Here is a 301-nt window from a genome sequence, read left to right on the forward strand (position 1 = left end):
AACTCAGTAGTCATGGCGACTCGTCAAAAAGTTGCACATCGCGTTTTCCTCATGGCCTTGGCAGGCCAGGGGCGCGTTCATCTTCAACGTCCTCTCTGTCACGCTAAGATTGCGTTAAGGATGTCGCCATAGAATGGCGTCCGTGTTTGCAGTTCCGGTCAAAGCACCGGGGTCGCAGGCCGAAGTTCCTTTCTCGCCAATCTCCATTCTCCATGAAAGACCAATCAGATGAACAAGCCTAGCGCATTTACCGCCGCTGCCCTGCTGGCGGCCATCGCCACCAGCTTTGCTGGCAGCATTT

General features: G+C 54.8%; 1 protein-coding gene. It reads right to left on the reverse strand.

The annotated features are described in order from the left end of the window. Positions 1-114: 114 nt before the first annotated feature. On the reverse strand, positions 115-301 hold a 187-nt coding region (locus tag CAPSK01_RS22625; RefSeq protein ID WP_273703476.1), incomplete at its 5' end, for a hypothetical protein.

Origin of the sequence: Candidatus Accumulibacter vicinus, assembly GCF_000584955.1 — a bacterium.
In the GTDB taxonomy this organism is placed as follows: Bacteria; Pseudomonadota; Gammaproteobacteria; order Burkholderiales; family Rhodocyclaceae; genus Accumulibacter; species Accumulibacter vicinus.